Source organism: Williamsia sp. Leaf354 (assembly GCF_001424365.1).
In the GTDB taxonomy this organism is placed as follows: Bacteria; Actinomycetota; Actinomycetes; order Mycobacteriales; family Mycobacteriaceae; genus Williamsia_A.
In genome coordinates, this window is record NZ_LMPL01000001.1 from 1,599,752 (window position 1) to 1,620,866 (window position 21,115).

Here is a 21,115-nt window from a genome sequence, read left to right on the forward strand (position 1 = left end):
CGCTGAGGCCGCTTACGTTGACTAGATGAACGATGATGGAATTGACCTGACGCCGGAAACTCGTACGTCGTTTTGGAACACTCGCGCGTCGTCGGCCTCGGAACCCGGGTCAGACCGTTTTCGGTCAATGCTCACCAACTATCTGGCGCAAACGGGTGAACCTCCGGTGTCCGAGGAAACGTTGCGTGCTGTCGAAGAAGCCATGGCAAGCGATACCTTCTCACGCTGGTGACAGTCGGGCCAGGTGGCTTCGTCGTGAACATGACAGCTGGTCGTTCGAAGCCGCGAGAACCGCTATCGGCACACTTCGGGTCAATTCCCATGTTCCCTGTCATTAAACCTGCCGACCCAAGCCCCCCGTCTCGGGGCCACTCCAGAGCAGACGGGGAGTGGGGGGCGGCAAAAGGTCAATGAGCTCAGCCGACTGAACCGTCGTTCTCCGGTACCGGACAAAAGGTACGGATGTCCGACTGATCCGATAGAACAGGCATAGCCGCACGCCCACGCTGAGGGAAAGCAGGAACGTCATCTCTACTCTGAACGCCGATCAAAGCGAGTCGCTGGTCGATACGGTCTGGGCGTTGGTGGAGACCGACGCAACGCTGAGCGAAGACGCAGCCTATGCGGTCCTTGCCGCCCTCGACAGCGGCACCGCATTGGCCGATTACCTCGACGGCACGGCGTCGCCCGCTTCACCGACACCTGGCTCGAAGTAGCGGCAGCAAAGCGCGTCTGTCGCCTCGAACTGATCTTCTGTCGACCGGGCGGGGCGACGGTATTGCTCAGAACTGCCGTGAGCGCGTAGTTTCTCGCCTGCGCTCCTACTTGGCGCTTGGACCCGGGTGCTTATCGCTGGTCGGCCACAAAGTGCCCGAGTGCTGTTCTAGGGTCAAGCGCATGCCATCCTTACCGAATTCTCCCGTCCCGGGTTGGGAACCGTCTCCTGCGGTGGAGAAGTGGGCGCACCACCACGGGTTCGGCGACGCGCTTGCCGCCACTGAGCAGCAACTTCGCGCGTTCTCAAAGCAATACGGCGGCTCCGCTCCGGGTCTCTACCTGTGGGAAGACTCCGAGCACCACATCTACGTCGGTATATCCGAGAGGCACGTGGCGACACGATTGCGCTCGCATATTCGGGACTTTCGATCAGTCTCGAACATCCAAGCGTTCCGGTACCGCAAGGACACACGGGGCAGTCGCGAACTCCGCAACCTTGAACGTGAGTTGGTCCACTCGGCGGTGGAAGACAGGTCGAATTTCGTCGTCATGAACCGCGAGCACGCCGCGGTGATATTCGGCGACTCGGAATTCGATGTAGTACTCGCGCCGGCCGAGCAGTTCGCATGGCTTGAGGATCCGATAGCAGAGTGGGATGTGTTCGACGGTTCGCGATCAAGCCAGCAGTCTGAGGCAGCCAAGAAGGCGTGGCTCAAGTTCGCGGGCCGCGATGATTCGGGGGCGATCATCGATGCCGTCGCGCTTTACGCGCGTCTGTGTATTCCGCACGCTGCGGCCACCGAGTACGAGTGGTGGGTTGTCACGTGCCCGGGTTGGAAGAAGGGAGTATACGAGAGGGTCTGTACGCTCAGCATCTCGTTCCTCGAGGTCCTCTGGTTTACTGAGGACCTTGAATCGGGTCGTGTGTCCGTACGGGTCGGCACGGACTTCCAGTTCCTCCCGACCCTCTGGAGTACAGCCAAACTGCGGATGGAATCGCTGGGCAAAGTTCACCCGTCAGCTGGGCCATTCGAAGAGGTGATCAGCTTCGACTCTGTTCAGGATTTCGTCAACGCACTGCACAAATCTGCGGCGCTCCGCCGCGGTGCTGCACGCTTCGCGCTCGACAGGATGCGGACTGGCAGAGTCGGACGGTACAAGGAGTCGCACAGTCCTCAGCTCGCCACGGCGGCGCTGCGAAGCGCCAATGACCTCGAGGTCTCGCCTGTTGAATGCAAATCGATAAAGACTGTGTTGAGCGGCGGAGTGGCGCGACTGAAGCGACGCAATTGAGGAGACAGACAGTGGCCGATGAAATCCGGAGTTCGGTTGCATCACTTGCGGAGCAGATCAGCGACGAGCCACTCGCCCGTATCATGTTCGGCGGGCGGGAGCTTTTCCATTCGAATCTTCTTGCGTGGTTTTGCGAGACCATGCCTGCGCGAGCGACTGCCGTGTTCGACGACCTTCTCCAGCGTGTTGGCTCGCCGGTGTCTGAGTCTGCTCGAATCACGGTTCGTCGTGAGTGGCAGCACATGGACCTGGTCATTGAGTGGGATGGCGACGAGCGCCGGCCAGTGGTGATCGAGAACAAAGTTTTTAGTCTTCCAGACGTCGCCCAGTTGGATCGGTACGCGATCGAAATCCGGAAGGCACCCGGGTGGGTCGACGTTGATGCCGTACTCCTGAGCCTTTCTGATCCGCAGTTCGATGAGCAGCAATATTTTTCGCGAGGCGCAAAGACGTCGGAACAGCCTGTGCGGTGGCGGCATGTCTCCTATGGCGCGCTCGGACAGGCAATCGCAACTGCGATTGAAGCAGGCGGATCGGACTACGCGACCGAAACGATTCGGCATTACGCCGCGTTGGTCGGGAACCTGCACGAGATGGCTGCGCTTCTCGAGGTGTCTGTCGACCAAAATGCGCCTGTCTACATGAATGACGTTCTGCAGGAGGCGACGTCGGATAAGCAACTCGTCAGCTCACTGTCGAAACTTCGAGCACGTTACGTGGTGACGCACATAGAGCGGGCGCTTGAGGCGCCGTCCATGAAACGGTGGCCGAGCGTCGGGTTCTCGAACGGGGCACCCGCGACGGAAGTCTCCTATGCGCTGACGAACACGAAGCGATCGACCATCGTGGGATGGCAACTCCAAGGTGCGCAACTTAGGCTCTTTGCAGTGCTGCCGAGTTTGGCCGGGCGAACCGCTGCTGCGCGCGCCAAACGTGAGCAGTGGGGTGACTCCAACCCGGAGCTATTCGACTTCTCGGAGTACGAATCGATCTTGCAACGTGGTTCGCTGACGTCGCTGCCATTGAAGAAGCCATTCAATCGATTCGATCCTGACTTCATCTACCGCTATGTCGATGCATCAGACATCACCGTGTCGCAATTGACTGAGGTTGCGCGTTTGCGACAGCGACATGTTGAAGCGCTGGGTTCCCAGTTGGCCGATCCCGAGGCGCTGCAGGGTAATTCACCGGTCGAGGAAGCGGTACCGGAGCGATTACTCTAGAACAGCGGACCTTTCACGGTAAGTTGACTTCGTATCGCGTCAGGCAGCGATAGCCGGAAGCACTGCAATAGAACCGGCTCCCGTTGAAGGTTGCTGTTGGAGTCTTGACGCTCAACGCAGTGGTGCCGAACTCCGCCGAAGGCATCGGCCGAACCCGGTGTGGAACACTTGGCGCAGAATCTGAGGGGGCCGGCACATGCCGTTCGACAACGAGGGCGATACGGTCGCGATGAACGTCGCCTACGACGCGTGGGAACCGCACGCGGTAGCTCTACTGACCGACGCCGCGACAAGGTACAACGACTTCGTCACCTACAAGCAGTTGAGTGAGCACGTCCAGGAGCGGAGCGGGATCACCCACAAGGGCCTCATCACCAACTGGATAGGTCAGCTGCTGGGCAGGGTGATCGACCACTGCGTCGATGCCAGCATTCCGCAGCTCAGTGCGCTGTGTGTGACCTCGGAGGGAACGGTCGGGGAGGGATATCGCTACGCGATCGAGGCGGAAAGACGCGCTCGCGGCGAAACCCCCGAAGGGGCTGTGCATGTGGATCTTCAGTCATTGGACGATCTCGCGGCCCGGACGCGCCTCGAGTGCTATCGGTACTTCGGTGCACAGATCCCGCCCAACGGAGGCGTGCCCACGTTGACTCCGAAGGTTGCCAAAACGCGAGCGGCGGCAAGGGCCAAGGCGAAGGCCGAAACGCCCCCGAAGCTCTGTCCGACACACCACACGGTGCTCCCCGTGACCGGCGTCTGTTACGAGTGCGATTAGGGGCTCTGGCGGGCGAAGGGGGGCGGGCGTTTGCGGATCCGGCGACGAGTGTCCGAGTCGTTCGATACAAGCAGGACATCGTTCAGTACTTCGGCGAAAGTTTGCCCGTCATCGCTGCGGCTGCCGAGCGTCAGGAATCTGTCCCAGTTCGCTGAAAGCTGTGCCGAAGGAGTCGTCCTTCCTCAAATACATCCCGGTTGTCAACGTGCTCGCTTCCGGCGCTGTCGCCGAGTATCAGGCAGTCGATGACCACGAGAAGGGCTGGAGCGAAACTGTCGCCCGCACCAACGATTACGCCGCGGCGGCCGGAGGCCTGGCTGCAGGTGCCGCGACAGCTGCGGGCATCGCAGCCTTACCCGTCGAGTACCCGCCGCCGCGATGGGACTGAGCATCCCGATTGGTGGCGCCGTGGGCGCTTTGATGGGAAGTAACCTTGGCAAAACGATTGGTGGTCTCTTCGATTGAACCCAACGACGACGATCTACGAGCGGCTTGCTGTGATGGCGGTCAGCTACAGCCGGGTTACCGATGAGCGCACGCTGCCCGGCGTCATAGCGCACACCCTGCCAGGGTGGACCGTTGCAGACGGAACTGATGCGGGATGTATCGCGCTTGTTTTGGGGCCACAGACATCCGAACTGTCTTTCCGGGACAACATTGCTGTCATCTGCACCAGGTTCGTCTTCAATCACGGCGTGAAACCCGCCGACTTGATCGATCACGCATACGTCGATGCTCGAGCCCTCGAAGATTGGCGGGAGAAAACGGTCCGCAGGTGGCCCGCTCAAGGCCGCCATTCGGGTTGGGCTCTGCAAACAGGTACTTACACCTCGGGATCGGCGAATCTGTTCGCAGCGTCGACCTATGCGGTCCATGAACGCGGCAACGTCGGGTACCTCGTGCAAACAACTGCGACAGTGATCGACAGCTCTCGAGCCCCAGTGGATCACGCCGGCCTGGTCGCCGAGATTCAGACAGTCAATTTTGTCGACTGAGGAGTGACGATGGTGAAACGGTCGGATGTGGTGCGCGATTTGGAGGCTGCGCTCGGCGCGCAGATCAACTTCGTCGACGCCCCGAATGACCACGGATGGATGACTGGTTCCATGGGCAATGACGTTCTCCATCTGCGGATGGGCAATTTTCCCGATGAAGACTTGTGGTCCCTGTGGCTGGGCGACGGTCGGTGGATGAACTTCACAGAGCCCCCCGCAACGTGGACCATCACGCGCTCGCCGGGTGGTTGGCCGGACTCGGCACGACCGCGGCTGCCCAAAGGTGAGTTCTATGAATGACCCTGTTTGCCGGTATCTCTCGCCGGACCTCACCGCGGACCTGCTGGCGCGATGGCGCCAGCCGCACCGTAGATATCACACCGTTGATCATCTTTCGGCAGTCCTGCAGGCCGTGGATGTTCTTGTGCACGACGGTGTGGAATTCGATCGGGAACCGGTCGAAATTGCCGCGTGGTTCCATGACGCCGTCTACGAGATCGGAAGCTCCGACAACGAGGAACGTTCGGCGGCATTGGCATTGAGTAGTCTCGAAAACACTCCCACGGCCGCCGAGGCCGCCCGACTTGTTCGCGTCACCGCTGACCATCGGCCGGTCGGCGATGACGTCAACGCCGCAGCTCTGTGCGATGCCGATCTGGCGGTCCTCGCCGGAACGGAGGACGAGTACGCGACATATGCCGATCGGGTGCGCGACGAGTACCGCGCCGTCCCCGACGACGTGTTGAACGCCGGTCGGGCGCAGCTGCTCACCCACCATGCTCGACGCGGAGACGCTATTTCACACCTCGTACGTAAAGGCGCACTGGGAGAGCCGGGCCCGCGATAACGTCGCCGCCGAGATCGCGCGACTGCAGGGCGGCTGACCGACTCCGACGCCGTATACCACGTGGGGCTACAACTTCTTGCGTCCGTGATGCCCGCCGATGCTTCCCGATCTCACGAAGTGCGATACGGGCAACTCGTGCCAGCAATCCGGCGAAGGGAATCGAGAACTGCGGTAGGCCTCGATCTGCCGATTGAGGAACTGTGCGCGCTCCGCCAAGACATCGGCGTTGTCGCCGTGCGGAGTCGGCTTCGGGACGGCCGCTACTGCGTCAGACGACGACAAGAGGTCTGCGTACACCGGCGCGATCACGTTGTCCTCGCTGATTGGAGGGAGCTTCTGCGCCTCGAGGCCCTCGTTGAGGCCGGCGAGCCACCCGCGGTCCACGTCACCGTCGCCGACTCCGTGTAGGTAGACAAGCTTCATTGAAATGCCTTCCGGCTCGTGCATCTACGCCGTCGAAGTGCTGCCGTGTTCAGCGAGTCCATCGGAGTCGGCATTGCTGCGAGGGGTGGCCGAGCTGAGGTAGACGCCCCGACGAGTCCCCCGTCTCGTGTTCGCCCGTCCTGTTTATCAGATAGCTAACCGACGACAGTGCTTCGTGAAGATGAACCGCCGGGCAGCGATAAGGCTGGGGATGACTCATGCAGCATTCGAGCCTGTGGACAGTGCGACGCGCGAGCGGGCGACGAACTGTACTGTCTTACGGCAAGCCGATCGCTACGTCCAGGAGGCATCGATGACATCAGTGTGGGTCGACCCGGAGCGATTGCGTGCGCTGGCGGAGAAGGCAACATCAGCCGCAGACGCCGCTGCGGCTGAACACATCGATCGTGCGGTCGAGACAAGTTGCGACGGCCTTCCCGGTTCGTCATTGCAGTGGGCGGCGCGTCAGATCGGTCAGCAGCTCGGCCGGCAGGTGACCGAGTATGTCGACTCTGCGCGCGGTACGGCCGACCATGTTGCCGGTGCAGCCAAGGATTACCGGATGACCGACGAGGACGTCGCGACCACATTGAACAAGGCGTGGCCCGCGAAGTGATCCCCACACGTTCGCGGCTCGAGACCTGGCGGCCGGAGACTCTCGCACATTCCGCCCCCGCAATCACCGCGGGCGGTGACGCGATCGAACAGGGTTCGTCGGAGTCGCGCACCTTCTGTGCGGCGTTGCCCGTCGACAAGGGATGGACCGGTGTCGCGCATGACGCGGCACAGGGAGCATTCGACCGAGGATTCAAGGCCGCCGCGCACGTTTCCGACGTTTGCTCGGCGGTCGCGTCGGCCCTGACCACCGCGTTTCACGCGGTGTCGCGAGCCAAGACGGATCTGCTCGATGCAGCTCACGGCGTCGAATCCACTGGCAAGTTCACGGTCGATGATCAGTGGGTGGTCGAATTGGCGGCAATCCCATGGACCGCAGACGAGATCGACGACGTGCGAGCGGCGCAGCGCGAAGCGCAGACGGTGATCAACGAGCGAGTTGTCGCGCTGGCCGCGGCGGATGACCCTCAGACACTCCTGAGTGCGGTGAAGACGCTCGGGATCGCTTCGCGTGGTGATCTCTTCGGGATGCCGCTGCCCGGTTCGCTTCCGCCGGCTGACGAGGCGCCCAACCCCGGCAGCGCCGGCGGGGTCACGGCGCATCTGCAGCAGGACACAATCAGGCGACAGTGGGAAGCATCCACGCCCCGCAAGGTCAGCGAGGAGCACGTTCCCGAGCACGACGGTTATCAGGGGTATCGCAGAAAGACCCTCGAGATGCAGGACGGCAGCCGCCAAGAGATCGAGACCGTCGATCCCCCGGCGCGTCCTTGGGAAGCGAATCCGAACACGGCACGACGGGACCAGGTCTCGGTGACCACCTTCGACCCATCGGGGAAGTACGTGTCGACAGTGTCGTCGTACAGCTGGGTGGACGGAACCAAGAACACCGAGACACGGTTCGCCAACGGTACGACGGTCGTCTACACCCAGACGCCGAGTGGGACCAAGACCGCGAGAATCGACGTGGGCGGATACAGTCGCGAGATCCCGGCGGATGACCCGCTCTGGAAGCATCCGATCACCGATTCGGTGGGTGGGGCTCTCACTGGAGTCGAGAAGGGACTAGGCGAAGCGGGCGACATCCCGCGGATTTCCGCGGCGACGGCGAGCAAGGTCGAGGTGGGTGCTCGTTATGCGGGCCCCGCCGTGGGCATCGCAACGGCACTCGTCGACGTCTACCGCGCGCCCACACTCGAAGACAAGTGCGTCGAGGGGGTTGCGGGAGTGTCGGGTCTCGCGGCTGGGGCCGCGGGTGGCGAGCTCGGTGCGCTTGCAGGTTCGCCGGGCGGCCCCGCGGGAACTGGCGTCGGTGCGGCGTTTGGCAGCGTGTTCATCGGATGGATTGGTTCCGAACTGGGCGAACAGCTGGGGGACGTCCTGTGCCGGTGAGCGAACGACTACCCGAGCCGACCGGATACGCGGGGGCGCGCACTCCGATGACGCCGTTGCTCATCACCGCCCTCGCGGTGAGTGCTGTCTGCGGCATCTTCTTCGCCTTCTTGAGCGCCCGCGCCGTGGTGGAAGGTCGCTGGCCATACCTGCTGGTCTACGTCCCCGGCGCGGCGGTTTTCGCAATGCCTGCGTTGGCGCAATTCACTCGGGGAGACAGGGACTGCAGCTCGCTCAGAGAATTCGTTGCCGAGCATGGCGGCGGGCAGATCCGGATGCGGCGCGACATCCGATCCACACTCCGGACGGTCGGCTTCGTGGCGCTGTTGGCCGTGGGATGTTGGGCATTCTCCGTCGGGGTCTGGACGGACATTCTCGTCTTCGATCTGTCGGGTAGGCGGGGTCACGCGATCCCCGCGTTGACCGCGGTGATCGGCCTGATCGCGGTGTGGATGGTTGTTGCGATCCTGGTTCGCGGTTCGAGCGGCTGGCTCGCACTCAGCCCAGCAGGTATCGACTCCATGGACCTGGGTCTGACTCGTAACCGGATTCCGTGGGATGACATCGACGAACTCACTCTCGCCCCGCAGCAAAGGAAGAAGCGGCAACGTGTCTACTTTCCGGACCGTTTGTGGCTGATTCGTTCTGGTGTCGGCAAGCGACCGCTCTCGATCTCCATCAACTGGCCGATGGGCAACCGAGCAGCGTTCTGGCTCATTCACTTCTATTGGACGCACCCCGAACTCCGCGATGAGCTGGCCGACGACCGGGTCGTCGAGCGCATCGCGTCCGGCCGGATCCTCGAAGAAGTGGCATGACCGGCCCCACGTCCGTGCGACACCCGGAGCGGACTACCTCACCGATGAAAGTCGTCCTCGGTCTGCTGGTGCTCGCGGGCATCGTGGGCTTCTCAGGTGTCATCGGGTGGAACAGCCTCACCCACCAGGACTTCTGCGATGGCGTGCAGATGTCATCGGGCGATCGATGCAGACACATCGCCAGGACGGCGGAGACCTTGATCCCCGCCGCCGAAGTAGGGACGGGTCCCGGTCAGAACGGTGCCTCGATCTCCGGTCAGATGTCTAACAACCGACTGCAGGGAACAATTTTCCTCGTCATCGCTGCTCTCGCCACCATCGCCGTGGGCGCAGTTGCGGCGAAGAAAATAATCAGCAGGCTCCGAACAGTGTGAGCGGATGGCCCGCCGGTCCCGTAGCGGTGCGCCGCTGGCGACGCGCAGCAACCTGGTTCGCGGCCACGGCGATGACTGCGCCTCGTGCGCTGTGTGGCTCGTGTTCCTGCTCTCGGAGCGCGGGGGCTGCGGAAACGCACATCGCGGGTGTCAGGCTCGAAGGCTATGACGCTGTGCGATTTCGATGCGGGGCGTCACGGGTTCATCGGGATGTTGTTCATGCCGTCATTCGGCGATCCAGGTCCGTGCACCGGACCGTCGGTCACCTCGCGGTAGTGCCCCACCCATGCTTCCCACCCGAGATACTGGTCAGGATTCTGTTTCCGGTAGCGGCGATATTGTCGACGGGCGGTCAGCGTCAGGGTCCCGATGGCCTCGCGAGCTGCGTCTCTGGCCAGCCGCGCGTGGAAGTGGCGCGCCTTGGGGCTCATGTTCTGGTCATCGTCGAGGAACAGCTTCTGCCTGCGCGCGAACATCATTCGCCGCTTTCCGTCATGGTGGTGAACCTTGGCCACGCGAAGTCGGTGCGAATGGTGTCCACGCGTCGATGGCCGAGCCACAGGGGTGTGCCCGCGGGTTGGGTGGCGTAGAGACCGTGCGCGGCGGATGCAACACGGTCGTACTGGCTGGGCCACGCGATCGTCTCGGCGATGTCGGTGAGGCGGTCGCGTCCACGGTCGAGCGCCCGCGCCACGAACTGAGGGTCGGGAAGCAGGTGTGACTTGTTCAGGTTGCATCGGGCGCAGGCCAGCACCAGGTTGCTCAGCCCGTCGAGACCCACCCGCGACCAGGGAAGCACATGGTCCACATGCTGGGTCGTCGGTGCATCGCAGTAGAAACACCTCGGCCCGAAGTTCTCGAGCAGGGCGCTGCGGGCTCGGTCGAGAGAGATGCGGTCGGCGCCGAAATGGTGCGCGGCGAGGTCGGGCACGTCGCGGTGCAGGAACGGGTTGAGTCGGCGCACGTCGTCGAGCCACGAGATCTGCAGCGCCGGCCTCATCAGCGATGACAGGCGCGCCAGGGTGGTGCAGACGCCCGGCAACAACGTGATCCGGTTGTTGTGATGGGCCAGAGTTCGCGCCGACACCCGATCGCTGAGCCAGGTGTCGTCGTACAGGAAATACTCGTGGCGCTGGGCGCCGCGGACCCGCTGCAGTCGGTACAGCGGTTGCGTCACCAGCACCTGCTTCACCGTCGCGACGGCAGCGAGGTAGTCGGTCGGATGCGATCGGGCCGCGACGTCCACGGTCGGTTCGGTACCACCGACCCGCGACGCGAGCGTCCGGAACGTGCGCACGGTGTCGGGGATTCGCGCGACGGGGTTGCTCGACTGGCGCAGGTAGTGGCCGTCGAGGTCGCGCACCGGCCGCCAGTAGAGCGCGATGACGCGAGCGGCGAGATCGTCGAGATCAACGTGCACCTCGGCGTCGGTATCGGCAGGAACGTGCTCGACGGCGTGATCGAGCAGCGCGATGAGCGTGGCGAGTTTGTAGGTGGCGGTGCGCAGGCCGTCGTCGAGAATGCTCACGAGCTTCTGCCCCAGGGCGAGCGGATCGGCCGCGGGAGGGGACATGGCTTCCGAAAGTACCCGCATTGTCGGCGTGATCCGATAGAACGGAGAGCGACGGCCCGGTGGTCTCGACCGACACGGCAACGGGGGAGTCGACGTGGTCGAAGGGGCCGACAGTGCCGATGCAGCAACCAGAGTCACCGCGTTTCGCGCACCATAGCGAGCAGTCGGTGTGGAACAAGCTGGTCGATCAGCTGATGGACTCCGACCTCGTGGTCCACGGGCAGCGCGTCACCGATCATCTGAAAGACCATGAGATCGACGTTCTCGTCGCCATCGAGGGCGCGGGCATCATGTGCCTCGAGGTGAAGGGCGGCGAGGTCTGGCACGACGGTGACTCATGGCGGCAGGGCCGCAACGGCAAGCACCATGTGATCGAGCCTGTCCGCCAGGCGCGCGACGCCTGCTACGCACTGCGCGAGTTCGTCGAGGCCGATCCCCGGTGGACGCACGGTCGTGTGCGGTGGGACCACATGGTGGTGCTGCCCAACACCGAACTGCCCGCCGATTTCGCGGTGCCGGATTGCCCGCGCTGGAAGGTGATCGACCGCACCCAGCTCGACGAACTGTTGCCGCTCATCCGCATCGTGCTGTTGAAGCAGGAACTCGACCGCCCCCATATCGACTCGGCGAGCATCGAACAGCTGCGAACGTGTCTGGCCGGCCGCGGACTGCCGCAGCGCGACGTGGTGGCCCGGGCGTCGGAGAACGAGATGACCGCCGACCTGCTCAGTCAGGAGCAGGCGGTGATCCTGCGGGCGATCGACGTGCTCGACCGCGTGGAGATCCGTGGCGGCGCCGGCAGCGGGAAGACCTACCTCGCCGTCGAACAGGCGCGCCGGTTGACCAGAGCCGGCAAACGCGTTGCGCTGATCTGCTATTCGCACGGGTTGGCCTCCTACCTCGAACGGCTCACCGGCACCTGGCCCTACAAGGAGAAGCCCGCCTACGTCGGCGAATTCCACGACCTGGGCAAGCAGTGGGGTGCCGCGACCGGACCCGACGAGAACATCCGCACCGAGGAGGCAGCGCAGTTCTGGGAACACGACCTCCCGCTACAGATGACCGAACTCGCCGAGGCGTTGCCGGCCGGCAAGCGATTCGACGCGATCGTCATCGACGAGGCCCAGGACTTCGCCGACGAGTGGTGGAAGCCGATGCTCGCCTGTCTCACCGATCCCGAGACCAGCGGCATCTACGTGTTCAGCGACGAGGCGCAGCGGGTGTTCGACCGTGAGGGTTCGCCGCCGGTGGCGTTGGTGCCCTTGGTGCTCGATCACAACCTCCGTAACACCCGGCAGATCGCCACCGCGTTCCATCCACTGGTCGGTCAGCGAATGCAGCTCCGCGGTGGCGAGGGCCCGGAGGTCACGTTCGTCGCGTGCTCCGCCGACGATGCGTTGGGTGTTGCCGACGATCAGGTCGACGGACTGCTCGAGCAGGGGTGGCGCTACGAGGACATCGCGTTGCTGTCGACGGGGAGTCGGCATCCGATCCAGGTCGAGCGGCAGGAGGAGGGCGCTCAGGCCTACTGGAAGACGTTCTGGGACAACGACGACATCTTCTACGGGCACGTCCTCGGCTTCAAAGGACTCGAACGCAACGTCATCATCCTCGCCCTGAACGAGTCGAAGCCGCGTGATCGATCGAGGGAACGTCTCTACGTCGGTCTCTCGCGGGCGCGTGAGCAGCTCGTCGTCTGCGGTGACCCGGAGTTCGTCCGAGAGGTCGGCGGGGTGGAGTTGGCGTCACGCCTTCATCTGTGATCGGCGGTGCTTCAGGCGTGAGAACGCCCATCGCACTGCAGCGACGATGACGCTGCCGACGGTCAGGAACAACGTTCCGATCATGGCGTTGCCGGCCCAGAACCAACCGCGATCCGTGCCGCCAGTAGATCGGGGCTGTCGTGCCGGGGGTACTCATCGACCGATGTCACATTCTGGCCCGAATCCGTCAGGGCGTGAATGTCCCACCCGGCACATGCTGCATTCCATCGCTGGGAGGGTCTGGCCAGCGAGTAGGCCCGTCGGTGATCTCTCTGTAGTGCCGCAGCCATGTGTCGTAGGACAAGTACTGGTCAGGATGAGTCGACCGGTACCGCCGGTACTGCCGCTTCGCGGTGAGGTGAATGGTCCCGACGGCCTCGCGAGCTGCTTCTCGTGCCATGCGCGCATGCAGGTGGCGGGCCACGGCGTCGACGTCGAGGTCGGGGTCTTTGAATAGTGCCCGCGAACCTCTGAACCACCTCACTTCTCGCCGATCCGATTCTGAATCGTGGTGAGGAGCGAGCAAAACCTGTCGGGTACGTCCTGGGTCGGCGAACGGAGTACTTCCGTGAGTACGCCGACGGCGGAACGCCCCTGCACATATCCGACTATCGAGCTGGAATCCGATTGCAGCTGAGCAGTGTTCAGTTGCGTCCGCATTCGGACCACGAGCGCATCGGAGGGGCACTGCGAGGGTGGTCGCAGGACAGTCGTTGCTATGGTGACCGACTCCGCCCCGGCGCTCTTCGCGTACTGCGGGCACCGGGAAACCGTGTCTCGGGTCTGAGCCACCGACGGGCCTCCGGTCAGTACCGATTGGGTGATCGTGGGAAGGTCATCGCTCGCTGACTGGGCGACCACGGCGACGGAGGATTGGCGCTCGACGAGTCGGTCCTGAGCGGCGATGACGTCGACGCACGTGGCGGGAGTCGTCTGCCCATTGACGGGCGTCGACTTGTCGTCTTGCCGTGTCAGTGAATAGCCCGGGAGGTCGGCCGCAGTGAGCAGTCCGTCGGAGGGCGTGAAGGAACTGTTGCTCGAGTCATTTCTCACCAGGATCACTGCTGCTACCGCCACCGCTGCAACCACAACGACTGTCGCTACGGCAACGAGGACGCGTCTGGTCCTCATTCTCACTGCCCTGGGGTGGGGAGCGGGACCCCCCGGCCGGCTATCGCCTGCGCTTGCTCGGCGGTCAATGGTGCCCACGTGTCGTGGTTCGTTGTCGACAACTTGATCCCGTTCACGTCGATGACGTTATTGGGTGCTGCCGCGCTGTAGTTGTACTGGTAGTCGATTTGAAGGTAGTTGTGTCCGTCGACGTTCACCGCGCGCATCGCAGTCGGCGTTGCGCTGTCGGCGCGGACCTTCTCGAGGGAATTGATGCTGACGTTCAGGCTTCCGGCAGAGCCTGGGGCGCGGGGGATGCGCGGGTTCATGTCGCCGGTGTCGGGCTTGAAGGGAATGACGATGTCCGGTTTTCCCGCACCGAGGTTGTAGTTCTTCCCGTGCTGCCGCGTATCCACGACTTTTCCTATGACGCCGGGCGCATGGGGGTCGAACGTGACGGGCTTGGCGTACTTCTTCGCGAGGTCTGATGTGAGCGACTTGTCAGTAAAACCGGCTGGGACATCCACACGCACGAGGCGACTCGTCGTCGACGAACCGGGCTCGTGCATGAGAGGTATCGAATTCTGCAGAGGGGAACCAGGCAATTGCCCTGGTTGCGGAGCGGGCACCGAATTCGACGATGTCAGCGGCGCTGTGTCGCCGGACATGGCGCGCTCTACGGCGACCGCCACCTCGCGGTCGGCGGCATCAGCCTTCGCCGACACGTCGTCGATCTTCGCCTGCGCGTCGCGGAGAGCCGCTAGCATCTGGGACTCCTCGAGCGCCCGCTCCGGCGAGCGAACTGTTATTTCGTCCACCATCCATTGCTGGATGGGATTCAGAGATACCCGTCCCGACGCGTCATCGAGGACGAACTGGTGAGAAGTGATGAAGTCCCGTGCTGCCGCGAGATCGGCCTTGATCTGTGATGCGCGTTCTGCGCCGTTGCCGGCTGCTGCTCGTACTTGCTGTAGCTCATTCTGGTGCTTCTCGTACTCGCCGGCCAGCGTCTGGGACGCTGTTCGCGCTGAGTCGGCGGCGACCCCAGACCACGTTCCGAAAACCCGTTGGTCCTTGAGCGAGTCAATCGTCGCGTCGCATGCTGCGCCTTGTTTTGCGCACGCCGCACCGACGGCGGACAACGACTCCGGCTTCCATCGGTCGATCTCAGCGGGGTTCATTGTGGCTTGGCGGCAGAGGTGCCCGCGCCAGATCCGGCCGCACGGATCGCTGCCTTGTTCTGGTCTTCCTGGGTGTCATATGCGGTGGCGGCAGACGCCAGAGCGTCGACCTGGCGACGGGTTGCGCCGACGAGGTTCGGTGCTGTCCTTTCCCACTGTTCGAGGAGCGCGGACAGCGCGCGCTGGGACGCCGGAGCCCAGCCGACGAGGGAGTCGCCGACATCCCTGTTCGATGAGCGCATCGCTTCGTCGGTCGCGTCGGCGCTCCGCCCGATGCTTGCGGCGTGGTCGCGGATGGCTGCGATATCAGCCGTCAGCGGCGGTGTCGTCATGAGCTTCCTCAAGTAGGCGTATACGTGCGGAGACCACCCTAGCTATAAGTACAGACGTACACTTGCTCCGATGTCACGCCCTCCAACTACGTGTCGTAGTACCCAGCAGACGCCGGTTTATGGGCGGTGAGCAGCCGATCTGCGAGCTCCAGCGGTTTTGTGGCCGATTGCTGCACTCAGATCGTCTGGACCGGAGGTTGCCATGGGAACCACATCATCTCTGCGAATCGACGACGACTTGTATGCGTCGGCGAAGCTCGCGGGCGGGGTCGCGAGTCGCAGCGCAGCAGGTCGCGCACTGGGCGCTGATCGGTCGTGAGCTCGAGGCGTCCGGCCACATCGGTGTGCGTGATATCAACGCCGTGCTCACCGGCCGCGCCGACTACGACTCGCTGTCGGTCCGCGAGCAGGCAGTGGTACGTGCCGCATGGTCCGAGCGCGTCGGCAGTCGTATCGACGAGCTCGACCTCGAAGGGCGGTTCGCCGCAGAGGGTCGACCGTTCGAGGAACTCGATGAACAGGGCAGCGTGGTCGAGCGGCGGTCCTGACCGATGCAATGGCCGCCGGCCCGGTCCTCCACGTCGTCGTCGGCCCGAACGGGGCCGGGAAGTCGACGCTCTACGACTTGGTGCTCGAGCCGACAACGCAGCTGCCGTTCGTCAACGCCGATGGGACCACGGCCGATGAGCGCGCGGAGTTGCTCGCCGAGCGCCGATCCTTCGTCACCGAGACTGAGTTCTCGCATCCGTCGAAGCTCGACCTGATCCGATCGGCGGCGTCGGCCGGTTACATGATCACGCTGCACGTCGTGATCGTCCCCGTCGACCTCAGCGTGGCCCGGGTGCTCAACCGGGTCGAGCTGGGAGGCCACTCGGTGCCCGAGAGCAAGATCCGCGAGCGCCACGCGCGACTGTGGACGCTGGTTCGTGAGGCGATCGGCCTCGTCGACCAGGCCTACGTCTACGACAACACCACCGCGAGGAATCCGTTCCGTGTCGTCGCCTCCTTCGACCGCGGTCGCATGGTCGGCAACGCTACGTGGCGAGCGTGGACGCCCGAGGATTTCCTGACCTGACACTGCTCGGGACCAAAACCCGACCCTCGTACGTTGGAGTAGGAGACGCCGCAGCCAGCGGTGTGCGAGGAGGTAGATGTGAGCACGAGTTTCCGTAAGACCGACGACGCGGTGGCGGCCTTGACCCCGACGCAGTACCGGGTGACCCAAAAGGACGGCACCGAGCCGGCGTTCGCCAACGAGTACTGGGACAACCACGAGCCCGGGATCTACGTCGATGTCGTGTCGGGTGAGCCCTTGTTCTCCTCGACCGACAAGTACGACAGTGGAACGGGCTGGCCGAGCTTCACCAAGCCGATCGACGACGCCGCGGTCACCACAAAGAGCGACCGCAAGCTGCTGATGAAACGCACCGAGGTCCGCTCGGCCACCGCCGACAGTCACCTGGGCCACGTCTTCGGCGACGGCCCGCGTAACGCCGGCGGCCAGCGGTACTGCATGAACTCCGCGGCGCTGCGGTTCGTCGGAGTCGACGAGCTCGAGGCCCAGGGCTACGGCGAGTACCGCGCACTGTTCACCACCGACACCACGTCCGATTCGAGTACAGAGGAGCACACACGATGACCACCGACACCGGAGCACTCACCACCGCCACGGGCACCGAGACCGCCGTTCTGGCGGGCGGCTGCTTCTGGGGCATGGAAGACCTCATCCGTCGCCGCCCCGGCGTGATCTCCACCCGCGTCGGCTACACCGGCGGCACCAACGACCACGCCACCTACCGCAAGCACCCCGGCCACGCCGAGGCCGTCGAGATCGTGTTCGACCCGTCGCAGACCACCTACCGCGACATCCTGGCGTTCTTCTTCCAGGCGCACGACCCGACGACCAAGGACCGTCAGGGCAACGACCGCGGCTCGAGCTACCGCTCGGCGATCTTCCCGGTCACCCCCGAGCAGGAGAAGGTGGCGCGCGAGACCATCGCCGACGTCGACGCCTCGGGACTGTGGCCGGGCAAGGCCGTCACCACGATCGAGCCCAGCGGCCCGTTCTGGCAGGCCGAGCCCGAGCACCAGGACTACCTGATCCGCAACCCCGGCGGGTACACCTGCCACTACGTGCGACCGGGTTGGGTCCTCCCCAAGCGCGACGAGGCCAACGCCTGACAGACGCGCTCGAACGCGACGCCCTCGCTCCTTTCGGAGCGGGGGCGTTGTCGTGTGTGCACCTCCGAGAGTGATTGCCGGACCCGGCAAACCGCGCAGACGCACCCGCAATCTGGGTGCTTCGTGGCAAACACCTGTCGATATCGGTCGCAGAGGCCGTAGAGGGCCCACGCGGTGGGACCGTGCAGGTATGCCTCGCATCGTGTCGTCGAAGAGAACCACCGCCGTCGTTACCGCCGTCGGTGCGGTCATGGCCATCACCTGCGCGGTCGCACCCGCGGCGCAGGCCGACAGCCCCATCAGCGACGCCGTGGCGATCGCGAACGGGGGAGTGGCGTTGGTCCGCGGCGCCACGTTGTTGCACAGCAACGACTTCGGTGAGTACGGCTGCGAGGACTTCGTCGACGCCGCGTACGGGAAGACCACCGCGAACGGCATCCCGCATGACGCCGCCCTCGCGTTCTACAACGGACTCGCGGCGGCAGGTCAGGGACACACCACGCTTCCCGCGCCACCCGGTGCGCTGGTGTTCTCGCAGAGCGAAGACGGCGGCCACGTCGACATCTCGATCGGCAACGGCGACTACGAGAGTGGCGGGGTGCAGGGCTTCGCGCCCGGATACGGCGACGCCACCGACAACCAGATCCTGCCGTCGGCGAACCTGGGCTCGTGGACGTTCGTGGGCTGGGCCTACGCGCCGTGGAGTGCGGTCTGACCCCCTACAGACTCGTCACCTGAAGGACCTCTGAAGACCTTCACGACAATCCCGACGTTCTCAGGCTCGCCACAGGATTCCGGGCGAGATTCGACCGTGCATCACAGCGATGACACCTGAGGAGAACCATGACAGCCATCGGACACACAACTCTCTGGACCCGACGGGTGGGTGCGGCGGCAGCCGTCGCACTCGGCGTGGGTCTGGCCGCGGGGATTCCTGCCGCCACCGCCTCGGCCGCCCCGGCGCAGTGCACACCGCAGGGTCGCGCGGCTGCCGTCGCACAGGCCGCACCGGCGATCGCGGGTGTGCTGGCCCGTCATCCCGACCTCGCCACCGAGCTCGCCCATGTGCGCACCGTGCCGAAGGATCAGCGGCGCACCGAGATCCGCGCCTTCCGCAAGACCCACCGCGAGGAGTTCAAGGAACTGCGTCAGGCGCGCATGCCGATCCGCGACCACCACAGGGAGTGCCACCCGAAGCGGTGACACGCCATCGCTGTGCCCGGCTGATCATTCGCAGCCGGGCACAGTGCTGTTCGCGGCGGTTGTAACTCGCCGCGGTCAGCGGCTGAACGCGGCCGGGGTGAAGGTGTCCGGGTCGGCGAGGAGCCAGTCCTCGGCCCAGCTCGCCGGGGTGTCGGCGACGAGTTCGCCGGGCTCGAGCCACTCGTAGATCTCCGAATACGCCTGCTGCGACACCGGACCCAAGCGTTTGCGCAGCATCGACGGATGGAGCGCGGCGGGGTCGGTGACACCCATCGACGCCATGATCCGCATCGCCTCGGCGACGGTCGCTTGCTGGTACCGGAACACCCGGTGGCCCTTGTCGGTGACGTCGAGGGCGCGGGCACGAGCCGGGTCCTGCGTCGCCACGCCGACGGGGCAGTGGTTCGTGTGGCACCGTTGCGACTGGATGCAGCCGATCGCCATCATCATCGCGCGGGCGGAGTTGGTGTAGTCGGCTCCCTGGATGAGGCGCTTCACGATGTCGGAGCCGGTCGCGACCTTGCCGCTGGCACCGACACGGATCCGGTCGCGCAGACCGACACCGACGAGGGCGTTGTGGACGGTCATCAGGCCGTCGGTCAGCGGGAGCCCGACGTGGTCCTCGTACTCCAACGGCGCTGCGGCCGTGCCGCCCTCGGATCCGTCGACGATGATGAAGTCCGGTGTGACCTGCTCTGCCAGCATCGCCTTGCAGATCGCGAGGAGTTCGACGCGCGACCCGACGCACAGCTTGAACCCGACAGGCTTGCCGTCGGCGAGCTCACGCATCCTTGCGATGAACTGCACCAGGCCGCGGGGAGTGGAGAACTCGGCGTGACCGGCCGGGCTGACGCACTTCTGGCCCTGCGGGACACCGCGATAGCGGGCGATCTCCGCGGTGACCTTGGCGGCCGGCAACACCCCGCCGATGCCGGGCTTGGCACCCTGACTCAGCTTCAGCGACAGGCACTTCACCGCCTCATGCGCGGCCTTCTCTGCGAACTGGGCCGCGTCGAAACGCCCCTCCGCCGTCCGGCAGCCGAAGTAGCCGGACCCGATCTCCCACACCACGTCACCACCACCGAGGTGGTACGGCGTGAGTCCGCCCTCACCGGTGTCGTGCGCGAACCCACCGCGTGCGGCCCCGGAGTTCAACGCCCGCAACGCGTTCCCCGAGAGCGACCCGAAGCTCATCGACGACACGTTCAACAGCGACATGTCGTACGGCCGCGTGCAGTCGGGACCGCCGATCCGCACACGCGGCGGCTCGTCGGGCGGGTCGACCGGCGCGATCGAGTGGACGAGATATTCGTACCCGTCGGCGTCGAGATCGCGTTCGGTCCCGAACGACTGCTCCGCCGCGGTTCCCTTCGCGCGCTCGTAGATCAGGGACCGGACATCGCGGTCGAACGGACGACCGTCGACGTTGCGTTCGATGAAGTACTGCTGCAGTTCTGGCCGGACCGCTTCGAGGAGATAGCGCATGTGGCCGAGCACGGGATAGTTGCGCAGTACCGAATGTCGGGTTTGTACGAGATCGTAGACACCGACTGCCGCTACGCATCCGAGCACCGCCGCGACGACGAACCATCCCCACGGGCCGAGCACACCTCCGACCACCGCGCCGACGGTGAGCAGGACCAGTGTTCCGACGAGCGCGATGCGGGTCACCCGTGAACGGTATCGCGCCGCCTGGCGGAGTTACCCGATGCGGGGGAATCGTTGTGAGGGCACCAGTTCGCGTTCGTATTCGCGAGCTGTTCGCGATCGGCTTCGGCAAGCTGCCGTCTCGATCATCTCGATCACGGGTACTCGGTTCGGCCGGCTTTCCAATAGGCGTAGATGTCGTCGAGCAGCGGCGAGATCGCGTCGAAGGTGTCCCATGTGTCGGGGACCTCGTAGCTGTTGTCGTACCGCGCGACGGCAGGAACGGACGACAGGGTCGTGAGGTATGTCCGGTACGCGGCTTTGGCGAAGGCGGTGCCGGTCTCGGTGAGGTCGAGGCTCCTGAATTCTCCGTGGAAGTACGTGAACGTGTAGTCCGACAGCGTCACTCGGCGTTGGTGAGCCGCGACGATGGCAGCTTGTTTGTTCGTTGCGACCAACCCTCGAAGTGCGGCCCACGCCAGGAACGCGCCGATGTGGATGCCGGACGCCGACACCTCGAGTCCGAGGTCACCCACGCTGTCGTAGTGCCATGAGGCGTCGTCGATGGTCACGGGTACTCCTGGAGTCGAAGACGGTGTCCATCACCGCTCGCGACATCAGATGCAGCGACTCGCATCGAATGTTCCCGTACC

At 64.4% G+C, this 21,115-nt stretch carries 27 protein-coding genes; 20 read left to right on the forward strand and 7 right to left on the reverse strand.

Annotation, left to right across the window (positions count from 1 at the left end; all coding sequences use genetic code 11):
* The first annotated feature begins 25 nt into the window (after positions 1-25).
* From ASG12_RS21620 to ASG12_RS21170, 9 genes are all read left to right on the forward strand, one after another.
* Entirely contained in the window at positions 26-232 is a 207-nt protein-coding gene (locus ASG12_RS21620; protein ID WP_156377974.1) for a hypothetical protein, read from the forward strand.
* A gap of 349 nt (positions 233-581) precedes the next feature.
* Positions 582-716 (forward strand): hypothetical protein, encoded by a 135-nt coding sequence (locus ASG12_RS22230; protein WP_268810429.1) that lies wholly within the window; start codon positions 582-584, stop codon positions 714-716.
* A 232-nt stretch (positions 717-948) separates the two neighbouring features.
* A complete protein-coding gene (locus ASG12_RS21625; RefSeq protein ID WP_055787093.1) occupies positions 949-2,010 on the forward strand; it encodes a GIY-YIG nuclease family protein in 1,062 nt (353 codons plus the stop codon).
* 11 nt (positions 2,011-2,021) lie between these two features.
* Positions 2,022-3,233 carry a PD-(D/E)XK nuclease family protein gene (locus ASG12_RS07715; protein ID WP_055787096.1) on the forward strand — a complete coding sequence of 404 codons (1,212 nt, stop codon included), beginning with the start codon at positions 2,022-2,024 and terminating at the stop codon, positions 3,231-3,233.
* A 196-nt stretch (positions 3,234-3,429) separates the two neighbouring features.
* Complete coding sequence (locus ASG12_RS07720) at positions 3,430-4,008, forward strand: hypothetical protein (protein WP_055787098.1); 579 nt, start codon at positions 3,430-3,432, stop codon at positions 4,006-4,008.
* A 160-nt stretch (positions 4,009-4,168) separates the two neighbouring features.
* A complete protein-coding gene (locus ASG12_RS21630; protein ID WP_156377975.1) occupies positions 4,169-4,396 on the forward strand; it encodes a hypothetical protein in 228 nt (75 codons plus the stop codon).
* Between the two features lie 73 nt (positions 4,397-4,469).
* On the forward strand, positions 4,470-5,003 hold the full coding sequence (locus ASG12_RS21160) for an LpqN/LpqT family lipoprotein (RefSeq protein ID WP_156377976.1): 534 nt from the start codon (positions 4,470-4,472) through the stop codon (positions 5,001-5,003).
* Positions 5,004-5,012: 9 nt separating this feature from the next.
* Positions 5,013-5,303 (forward strand): hypothetical protein, encoded by a 291-nt coding sequence (locus ASG12_RS21165; RefSeq protein WP_082501800.1) that lies wholly within the window; start codon positions 5,013-5,015, stop codon positions 5,301-5,303.
* On the forward strand, positions 5,296-5,850 hold the full coding sequence (locus tag ASG12_RS21170) for an HD domain-containing protein (protein WP_235456131.1): 555 nt from the start codon (positions 5,296-5,298) through the stop codon (positions 5,848-5,850). Before ASG12_RS21165 ends, ASG12_RS21170 begins: the two co-directional genes overlap by 8 nt.
* Before the next feature lie 66 nt (positions 5,851-5,916).
* Here the strand turns inward: ASG12_RS21170 and ASG12_RS07730 are convergent, their stop codons facing one another.
* Complete coding sequence (locus ASG12_RS07730; RefSeq protein WP_055787103.1) at positions 5,917-6,297, reverse strand: hypothetical protein; 381 nt, start codon at positions 6,295-6,297, stop codon at positions 5,917-5,919.
* A 289-nt stretch (positions 6,298-6,586) separates the two neighbouring features.
* Between ASG12_RS07730 and ASG12_RS07735 the strand changes: the two genes are divergently transcribed.
* The 4 genes from ASG12_RS07735 to ASG12_RS07750 are packed head-to-tail and all read left to right on the forward strand — an operon-like array spanning position 6,587 to position 9,472.
* Positions 6,587-6,889, forward strand: coding sequence for a type VII secretion target (locus ASG12_RS07735; RefSeq protein WP_162243412.1), 303 nt, complete (start codon positions 6,587-6,589; stop codon positions 6,887-6,889).
* Entirely contained in the window at positions 6,874-8,280 is a 1,407-nt protein-coding gene (locus ASG12_RS07740; RefSeq protein WP_055787110.1) for a hypothetical protein, read from the forward strand. The genes ASG12_RS07735 and ASG12_RS07740 overlap by 16 nt, the downstream gene beginning before the upstream one ends.
* On the forward strand, positions 8,277-9,098 hold the full coding sequence (locus ASG12_RS07745; RefSeq protein ID WP_156377978.1) for a hypothetical protein: 822 nt from the start codon (positions 8,277-8,279) through the stop codon (positions 9,096-9,098). Before ASG12_RS07740 ends, ASG12_RS07745 begins: the two co-directional genes overlap by 4 nt.
* Before the next feature lie 44 nt (positions 9,099-9,142).
* The gene (locus ASG12_RS07750; RefSeq protein ID WP_055787116.1) at positions 9,143-9,472 is read left to right on the forward strand and encodes a hypothetical protein; all 330 of its coding nucleotides are present in this window, start codon (positions 9,143-9,145) and stop codon (positions 9,470-9,472) included.
* A gap of 194 nt (positions 9,473-9,666) precedes the next feature.
* Here the strand turns inward: ASG12_RS07750 and ASG12_RS07755 are convergent, their stop codons facing one another.
* Positions 9,667-9,987, reverse strand: coding sequence for a hypothetical protein (locus ASG12_RS07755; RefSeq protein WP_156377980.1), 321 nt, complete (start codon positions 9,985-9,987; stop codon positions 9,667-9,669).
* Positions 9,948-11,045, reverse strand: a complete 1,098-nt coding sequence (locus ASG12_RS07760; RefSeq protein ID WP_055787121.1) for an HNH endonuclease — start codon at positions 11,043-11,045, stop codon at positions 9,948-9,950. Before ASG12_RS07760 ends, ASG12_RS07755 begins: the two co-directional genes overlap by 40 nt.
* Before the next feature lie 119 nt (positions 11,046-11,164).
* Here ASG12_RS07760 and ASG12_RS07765 point away from each other — a divergent pair, with 119 nt between their 5' ends.
* On the forward strand, positions 11,165-12,808 hold the full coding sequence (locus tag ASG12_RS07765; RefSeq protein ID WP_055787125.1) for a nuclease-related domain-containing DEAD/DEAH box helicase: 1,644 nt from the start codon (positions 11,165-11,167) through the stop codon (positions 12,806-12,808).
* 1,133 nt (positions 12,809-13,941) lie between these two features.
* Here ASG12_RS07765 and ASG12_RS07775 read toward each other — a convergent pair.
* Together ASG12_RS07775 and ASG12_RS07780 are read right to left on the reverse strand one after the other, a co-directional pair.
* Entirely contained in the window at positions 13,942-15,099 is a 1,158-nt protein-coding gene (locus ASG12_RS07775) for a hypothetical protein (RefSeq protein WP_156377981.1), read from the reverse strand.
* Entirely contained in the window at positions 15,096-15,431 is a 336-nt protein-coding gene (locus tag ASG12_RS07780) for a hypothetical protein (protein WP_055787132.1), read from the reverse strand. The genes ASG12_RS07775 and ASG12_RS07780 overlap by 4 nt, the downstream gene beginning before the upstream one ends.
* A gap of 242 nt (positions 15,432-15,673) precedes the next feature.
* Between ASG12_RS07780 and ASG12_RS07785 the strand changes: the two genes are divergently transcribed.
* From ASG12_RS07785 to ASG12_RS07810, 6 genes are all read left to right on the forward strand, one after another.
* On the forward strand, positions 15,674-15,979 hold the full coding sequence (locus tag ASG12_RS07785) for a TA system antitoxin ParD family protein (protein WP_055787136.1): 306 nt from the start codon (positions 15,674-15,676) through the stop codon (positions 15,977-15,979).
* 8 nt (positions 15,980-15,987) lie between these two features.
* A complete protein-coding gene (locus tag ASG12_RS07790; RefSeq protein ID WP_055787138.1) occupies positions 15,988-16,506 on the forward strand; it encodes a zeta toxin family protein in 519 nt (172 codons plus the stop codon).
* Between the two features lie 78 nt (positions 16,507-16,584).
* On the forward strand, positions 16,585-17,070 hold the full coding sequence (gene msrB, locus ASG12_RS07795; protein ID WP_055787917.1) for a peptide-methionine (R)-S-oxide reductase MsrB: 486 nt from the start codon (positions 16,585-16,587) through the stop codon (positions 17,068-17,070).
* Positions 17,067-17,612 carry a peptide-methionine (S)-S-oxide reductase MsrA gene (gene msrA / locus ASG12_RS07800; protein WP_045820840.1) on the forward strand — a complete coding sequence of 182 codons (546 nt, stop codon included), beginning with the start codon at positions 17,067-17,069 and terminating at the stop codon, positions 17,610-17,612. The genes msrB and msrA overlap by 4 nt, the downstream gene beginning before the upstream one ends.
* A gap of 202 nt (positions 17,613-17,814) precedes the next feature.
* The gene (locus tag ASG12_RS07805) at positions 17,815-18,327 is read left to right on the forward strand and encodes a hypothetical protein (RefSeq protein ID WP_235456133.1); all 513 of its coding nucleotides are present in this window, start codon (positions 17,815-17,817) and stop codon (positions 18,325-18,327) included.
* Positions 18,328-18,455: 128 nt separating this feature from the next.
* Positions 18,456-18,815: a hemophore-related protein gene (locus ASG12_RS07810; protein ID WP_082501720.1), complete on the forward strand. Its 360-nt coding sequence runs from the start codon at positions 18,456-18,458 to the stop codon at positions 18,813-18,815.
* A 75-nt stretch (positions 18,816-18,890) separates the two neighbouring features.
* Here ASG12_RS07810 and ASG12_RS07815 read toward each other — a convergent pair whose 3' ends face one another.
* Positions 18,891-20,486, reverse strand: a complete 1,596-nt coding sequence (locus ASG12_RS07815) for an FMN-binding glutamate synthase family protein (protein ID WP_082501721.1) — start codon at positions 20,484-20,486, stop codon at positions 18,891-18,893.
* A gap of 131 nt (positions 20,487-20,617) precedes the next feature.
* A complete protein-coding gene (locus ASG12_RS07820; RefSeq protein WP_055787146.1) occupies positions 20,618-21,034 on the reverse strand; it encodes a DUF7832 domain-containing protein in 417 nt (138 codons plus the stop codon).
* Between the last annotated feature and the right edge of the window lie 81 nt (positions 21,035-21,115).

Excerpts from the sequence above, each read along its gene's own strand:
- ASG12_RS07720 (WP_055787098.1), top strand. The coding sequence starts at position 3,430 with ATGCCGTTCGACAACGAGGGCGATACGGTCGCGATGAACGTCGCCTAC.
- ASG12_RS07775 (WP_156377981.1), bottom strand. The coding sequence starts at position 15,099 with ATGAACCCCGCTGAGATCGACCGATGGAAGCCGGAGTCGTTGTCCGCC.
- ASG12_RS21620 (WP_156377974.1), top strand. The coding sequence starts at position 26 with ATGAACGATGATGGAATTGACCTGACGCCGGAAACTCGTACGTCGTTT.
- ASG12_RS07785 (WP_055787136.1), top strand. The coding sequence starts at position 15,674 with ATGCGTCGGCGAAGCTCGCGGGCGGGGTCGCGAGTCGCAGCGCAGCAG.
- ASG12_RS07790 (WP_055787138.1), top strand. The coding sequence starts at position 15,988 with ATGGCCGCCGGCCCGGTCCTCCACGTCGTCGTCGGCCCGAACGGGGCC.
- ASG12_RS07780 (WP_055787132.1), bottom strand. The coding sequence starts at position 15,431 with ATGACGACACCGCCGCTGACGGCTGATATCGCAGCCATCCGCGACCAC.
- ASG12_RS21165 (WP_082501800.1), top strand. The coding sequence starts at position 5,013 with ATGGTGAAACGGTCGGATGTGGTGCGCGATTTGGAGGCTGCGCTCGGC.
- ASG12_RS07810 (WP_082501720.1), top strand. The coding sequence starts at position 18,456 with ATGACAGCCATCGGACACACAACTCTCTGGACCCGACGGGTGGGTGCG.
- ASG12_RS07750 (WP_055787116.1), top strand. The coding sequence starts at position 9,143 with ATGAAAGTCGTCCTCGGTCTGCTGGTGCTCGCGGGCATCGTGGGCTTC.
- msrA (WP_045820840.1), top strand. The coding sequence starts at position 17,067 with ATGACCACCGACACCGGAGCACTCACCACCGCCACGGGCACCGAGACC.
- ASG12_RS07730 (WP_055787103.1), bottom strand. The coding sequence starts at position 6,297 with ATGCACGAGCCGGAAGGCATTTCAATGAAGCTTGTCTACCTACACGGA.
- ASG12_RS07760 (WP_055787121.1), bottom strand. The coding sequence starts at position 11,045 with ATGTCCCCTCCCGCGGCCGATCCGCTCGCCCTGGGGCAGAAGCTCGTG.
- ASG12_RS21170 (WP_235456131.1), top strand. The coding sequence starts at position 5,296 with ATGAATGACCCTGTTTGCCGGTATCTCTCGCCGGACCTCACCGCGGAC.
- ASG12_RS07765 (WP_055787125.1), top strand. The coding sequence starts at position 11,165 with ATGCAGCAACCAGAGTCACCGCGTTTCGCGCACCATAGCGAGCAGTCG.
- ASG12_RS07735 (WP_162243412.1), top strand. The coding sequence starts at position 6,587 with ATGACATCAGTGTGGGTCGACCCGGAGCGATTGCGTGCGCTGGCGGAG.